Genomic DNA, 4,987 nt, shown 5'->3' on the forward strand with positions numbered 1-4,987 from the left:
CCGCACCGGCGGCGTGCGGGTACCGGTGCGGGCCGGGCGCGGGTACTCGTTCACCGTGCCGACCGAGGCGCCGGTCCCGGGGCCGGTCTACCTGCCGGGGGTCCGGGTGGCCTGCACGCCGTACCGGGACGGGCTCCGCGTCGCCGGCACGATGGAGTTCCGGGGTCCCGACGACGCCCTCGACCGGGAGCGGATCGCGGCGATCGTCGCCTCCGCGCGCCCGTTGCTCGACGGCGTCCGGTGGGACGAGCGCACCGACGAGTGGGTGGGCCCGCGCCCGGTCACGCCGGATGGCAGGCCGCTGATCGGCGCGACCACCGTCCCCGGCGTCCACGTCGCGGGCGGACACGGCATGTGGGGACTCACCCAGGGACCGGTCACCGGCAGGCTGCTCGCCGAACAGATCGTCACGGGCAAACAGCCCGAGGAACTCCGCGACGTCGACCCCCTCCGCTGAGCCGCCCCGGTGGGACCGGGTGTGCCGTGAAGGCCTCCTTGCCTGCGTCCGGTGCGGGGAAGGAGGCCTTCACGTCGGTCAACGCGGGCAAGGGGGCCTTCGCGGCATCCCTCCCCCGTCGAGGGTTGTCAATCGGTGATTGAGGCGGTGATTGACCCGGGAGGTGGGTCTCGGGTGTACTGGCGGTCATGACGGTGACGTCCGGGGAGCCCTCCGCGCGGCGACGGTTGCTGGCCGTGGCCGAGGACCTGTTCCTGGAGTCCGGCTACGACCGGGTGTCGGTGCGCGCGATCAACGCCGCCGCCGGCATGAACCCGGCGGCGGTGCACTACCACTTCGGCTCCAAGGACGACCTCGTCGTGGCGCTGCTGGAGGACCGGCTCGCCCCGCTGTGGGCCGACCGGCTCGCCGACCTCGCCGCCCGGTGGGAACAGGGGCGGGCACCCTCGGTGGACGAACTCGTCGACGTCGTGCTCGCCCCGTTGACCACACTGGCCACCGGGGCGGCGGGGCGACTGCACCTGCAGCTGCTCGCGCGGTTCGTGCTCGGCCGGGCCCGCGCCGGGTGGACGTCGCGCTGGCACGATCCGGCCGCGTGGGCGCGGTTGCTGTGCGCGGCGCGGCCCGATCTGTCCGAGCGGGAGGCCGCGCGCCGGTGGCTGTTGGCCTTCGACCTCATCCTGCAGACCTTCGGCACGCCGCTGACCGACGTGCCGTCCACCGGGACGGTGCCGGTCGGGACGCTGCGTGCGTTCGTCACCGCGGGCCTGGCGGCGCCGTGACCACGACCGTGTCCTCCGGCCTGTCCCACCGTGACGGTGGGCGGCCGGTGGACGGCGATCCCGCGGCCCGCGGGATCGCACCCCGAACGAGGAGGACCGCTGCATGGCACCGACCGTTGTCACCGGTTCCGCGTCCGGTATCGGCGCGGCCACCTGCGAGACCCTGCGGAAACAGGGCCGCGAGGTGCTCGGCGTCGATCTGCACGACGCGGACGTCGTCGCCGATCTGAGCACTTCGGACGGGCGCCGCGCCGCCGTGGACGGTGTCCTGGAACGCAGTGGCGGCGTGCTCGACGGTGCCGCCCTGTGCGCCGGGCTCGGCCCGCACGTCGACGACGCGCGGCGCATCGTCGCGGTGAACTACTTCGGGGCGCTCGCCCTGCTCGACGGGATCCTGCCCGCCCTGCGCCGGGGCACGGACCCGGCGGCGGTCGTGGTGTCGTCGGTCTCGTCCACCCAGCTCCCCTGGTCCGACAACCCCCTCGCCGAGGTGCTCGGGTCCGGCGACGAGTCCGCGGTGGACGACGCCCTCGCCGTCGGCGGGGAGTACCGCGGCCAGCTCGCCTACGCGGGGTCGAAGAACGCGCTCACCGTCGCCGTGCGGCGCCGGGTGTCCGACTGGGGCGCCGCGGGGGTCCGGCTGAACACGGTCGCCCCGGGCTCGGTCGAGACGCCGCTGCTCGAGGCGGGGATGCGGGACGAGCGGTACGGTCAGGCCATCCGCGACTTCGTGGCCCCGATCTCCCGGCACGCCCGGCCCGACGAGATCGCCTCCCTGATCGGATACCTGATGGGGGAGAATGCGGGGTTCATCCACGGTGCCCAGTTCGTCATCGACGGTGGTGTCGACGCCCTGCTCCGGCCGACCGCGTTCTGACGGCCGCGTTCTGACGGCCGCGTTCTGACGGCCGCTTTTTGACGGCCGGACGTCGGGCGGTCCGATGTGGGCGGTCGACGGACGACAGGTGGGAACCGGACGCCGTTCCCCGCCCGGCGGCAACCGTTACCGGGAGATCGCCCGGACGGAGGTCACCCGGTGCTGTGATTCCACTGTCGACCCTCGCCACCTCGGGTAGTGTCCTTGCAGTCAGCAAGATGAAGAATCCGTGGTCCGGATGTGCTCGGCGGAGGAAACCGTCATGAACAAGAATGCCGACGAGATCGTTGTCGGTGACCGGATCACCTACCTCGCGGGCACGCCCGTCGGAATGGAGAAGCTGTTCCGCGACGGGGAGGTCGTCGCATACCCGATCGCCGACCCGTACACCTCGGTGCTCTGGTTTCCCACCCGACCGGACGACGCCGGGCTCGACGCCGAGCCGGTGTGGGTCCGACACGACCGGGTGGTCGACGTGGCACCGGTGGACTGAGCGACCACGGTCGTCCCCGGGGTAGGTCCGGAATCACCCCGGGGTCCGGGCCGGGTCCGCACGCGGCGGGCCCGGCCCGGACCCCGGACCGTCCCGGCCCCTCCGCGCGCAGCTCCCGGACAACTCCTCGGTAACGTCACTCTTTTGAGCGACACTCACCGCCGAGGAGGACTACCGCCGATGGCTGACAGCGATCTCACGCGGCGGCGTTTCCTGCGCCGGGCCGCCCTGGTCGGCGCGGGCGTGGCCGTCCCGCTGACCACCGGTTACGTGGGATACCGGCTCCCCCGCCCGGAGCAGGCGGCCGCCGCCGGGGAACCGGCCGCACCACCCGCCAACGCGCTGCACCACTTCGTCTCCCGTCCCGACCTGCGTCCCCCACGGGTGGCGGTCACCGGCCCCGGCGGGGACCCGGACGGAGGTGGCTACCTGTTCCTGAGTCCGAAGGCGTACCGGGCGGGCAGTCCGAGCCAGCCCGGCTGCATGGTCGTCGACCGGCACGGCACGCCGGTGTGGTTCCTGCCGCGGGAGGGCGAACAGCTCGTCCCGGCCGATTTCAAGCCGCAGACCTACCGCGGAGAACCGGTGCTGACCTGGTGGCAGGGTACGGTTCTCGCCGGGTACGGGCAGGGCACGGCCGTCATCCACGACAGTGCGTACCGGCCGGTCGCCGAGGTCGGCATGGGCAACGGGATGCGGGCCGACCTGCACGAGTTTCTGATCACCGAGCGGGACACCGCACTGCTGATGGCCTACCACCCGGCCCGGACCGACCTGTCCGCCGTCGGCGGCCCCGCGGACGGCTGGGTCTACGCCGGCGTGGTGCAGGAGGTCGACATCCCCTCCGGTGAGGTGCTGTTCGAGTGGAACAGTCTCGACCACGTCGCCGTCGACGAGACCTACAAGGAACTGGGCGAGACCGGTAGCGAGGACGCACCGTTCGACTACATCCACCTGAACTCGATCGCCGAGACCGACGACGGCGGTCTCGTCCTGTCGGCCCGCAACACCTGGGCGCTGTACAAGATCTCCCGGGACAGCGGCGAGGTCGTGTGGCGGATGAACGGTCGCCGGTCCGACTTCGAGGTCGAGAAGACCGCCCGGTTCTCCTGGCAGCACGACGCGCGGATGCACTCCGGTGACCGGCTGGCACTGTTCGACAACTCCTCGTCGCCACCGCAGGGTCCGCACTCCCGGGGGCTGGTGCTCCACATCGACCACGAGGCACGCCGGGTCACGCTCGACCGCGAGTTCGTGCACCCGGCCGGACTGCGCGCCGACAATCAGGGCAGCATGCAGCTGCTGGAGGACGGCCGTGCGCTCGTGGGCTGGGGATCGCAACCCTACACCTCGGAGTTCGCCCCGGACGGCACGCTCACGTTCGACGCCCGCTTCCCCGAACCCGACCAGTCCTACCGCGCCCGCACCGCGGACTGGACCGGCACGCCCGCCGAGAAACCCGCGGTCGGCATCGGGCCCAGCAAGGCGGGCGGACGCACCGTCTACACGAGCTGGAACGGCTCCACCGCGACGCGCCGGTGGCGGGTGTTCGCCGGGGAATCCGGCGACGCGCTGGAGCCGGTGGCGACCGTGGACCGCAGCGGCTTCGAGACGGCCGTGGCGGTCACCAGCGAGGGCCCCTTCTTCGCGGCCGAGGCCCTCGGCGCGGACGACGCGGTGCTGGCCCGCTCGGAGACGGTCCGGGACGGGGACTGATCCGGCACGGAACCGTCGGCGGCCCCGGCACGGGAGCGTCCACTCCCGGCCGGGGACCGTCGATCCGCTCGCGCACCGCCGACTCGCCGTCCCGGACTGCCGACTCGCCGTCCCGGAGTGCCGACTCGCGGGTGCGGGGCGGCGACTCGCGGGGGTCAGCGGACGGTGAGGACCACCTTGCCGCGGGCGCGGCGCTCGTTCAGGTCGGCGAGTGCGGTGGCGACGTCGTCGAGCGGGTACTCGGCGCCGACCGGCGGGTCGAGTGCGCCGTCCTCGAGGAGCGGCTGCAGCTCGGCCCACTGTTGCCGCAGGTACTCCGGACGGCTGCTCCAGAAGGCGCCCCACCCGACGCCGACGACGGAGATGTTGTTCAGCAGCAGCCGGTTGACCTTCACGGTGGGGATCTCCCCGCCGGTGAACCCGATCACCAGCAGCCTGCCCTCCGTGGCGAGGCTGCGCAGCGAGTCCGTGAACCGGTCACCGCCGACCGGGTCGACCACCATGTCCACCCCGGCCCCGCCGGTGAGCTCCCGGACCTCGTCGCGGAAGGTCTCGGCGGTGACCACGTCGTGGGCGCCGGCGGCGCGGGCGACCTCGGCCTTGTCCGGGGAGGAGGTCACCGCCACGACCCGTGCGCCGAGCGCGGCGGCCAGCTGCACCGC

At 73.0% G+C, this 4,987-nt stretch carries 6 protein-coding genes; 5 read left to right on the plus strand and 1 reads right to left on the minus strand.

Going from position 1 to position 4,987, the window contains the following annotated elements:
• The 5 genes from SACPADRAFT_RS26530 to SACPADRAFT_RS0208765 form a co-directional block, all read left to right on the plus strand.
• A partial coding sequence (locus tag SACPADRAFT_RS26530) for an NAD(P)/FAD-dependent oxidoreductase (RefSeq protein ID WP_007026483.1) occupies positions 1–457 on the plus strand: 457 nt, incomplete at its 5' end.
• Positions 458–645: 188 nt separating this feature from the next.
• Positions 646–1,239, plus strand: coding sequence for a TetR/AcrR family transcriptional regulator (locus SACPADRAFT_RS0208750; protein ID WP_007026482.1), 594 nt, complete (start codon positions 646–648; stop codon positions 1,237–1,239).
• Positions 1,240–1,342: 103 nt separating this feature from the next.
• Positions 1,343–2,116: an SDR family oxidoreductase gene (locus tag SACPADRAFT_RS0208755; protein WP_007026481.1), complete on the plus strand. Its 774-nt coding sequence runs from the start codon at positions 1,343–1,345 to the stop codon at positions 2,114–2,116.
• Between the two features lie 262 nt (positions 2,117–2,378).
• The gene (locus SACPADRAFT_RS0208760; RefSeq protein WP_007026480.1) at positions 2,379–2,609 is read left to right on the plus strand and encodes a hypothetical protein; all 231 of its coding nucleotides are present in this window, start codon (positions 2,379–2,381) and stop codon (positions 2,607–2,609) included.
• Between the two features lie 180 nt (positions 2,610–2,789).
• Complete coding sequence (locus tag SACPADRAFT_RS0208765; RefSeq protein ID WP_007026479.1) at positions 2,790–4,325, plus strand: arylsulfotransferase family protein; 1,536 nt, start codon at positions 2,790–2,792, stop codon at positions 4,323–4,325.
• Between the two features lie 155 nt (positions 4,326–4,480).
• Here the strand turns inward: SACPADRAFT_RS0208765 and SACPADRAFT_RS0208770 are convergent.
• Positions 4,481–4,987 (minus strand): zinc-binding dehydrogenase (locus tag SACPADRAFT_RS0208770; RefSeq protein ID WP_007026478.1); only part of this gene is annotated, 507 nt, incomplete at its 5' end.

It is taken from the genome of Saccharomonospora iraqiensis subsp. paurometabolica YIM 90007 (assembly GCF_000231035.2).
In the GTDB taxonomy this organism is placed as follows: Bacteria; Actinomycetota; Actinomycetes; order Mycobacteriales; family Pseudonocardiaceae; genus Saccharomonospora; species Saccharomonospora paurometabolica.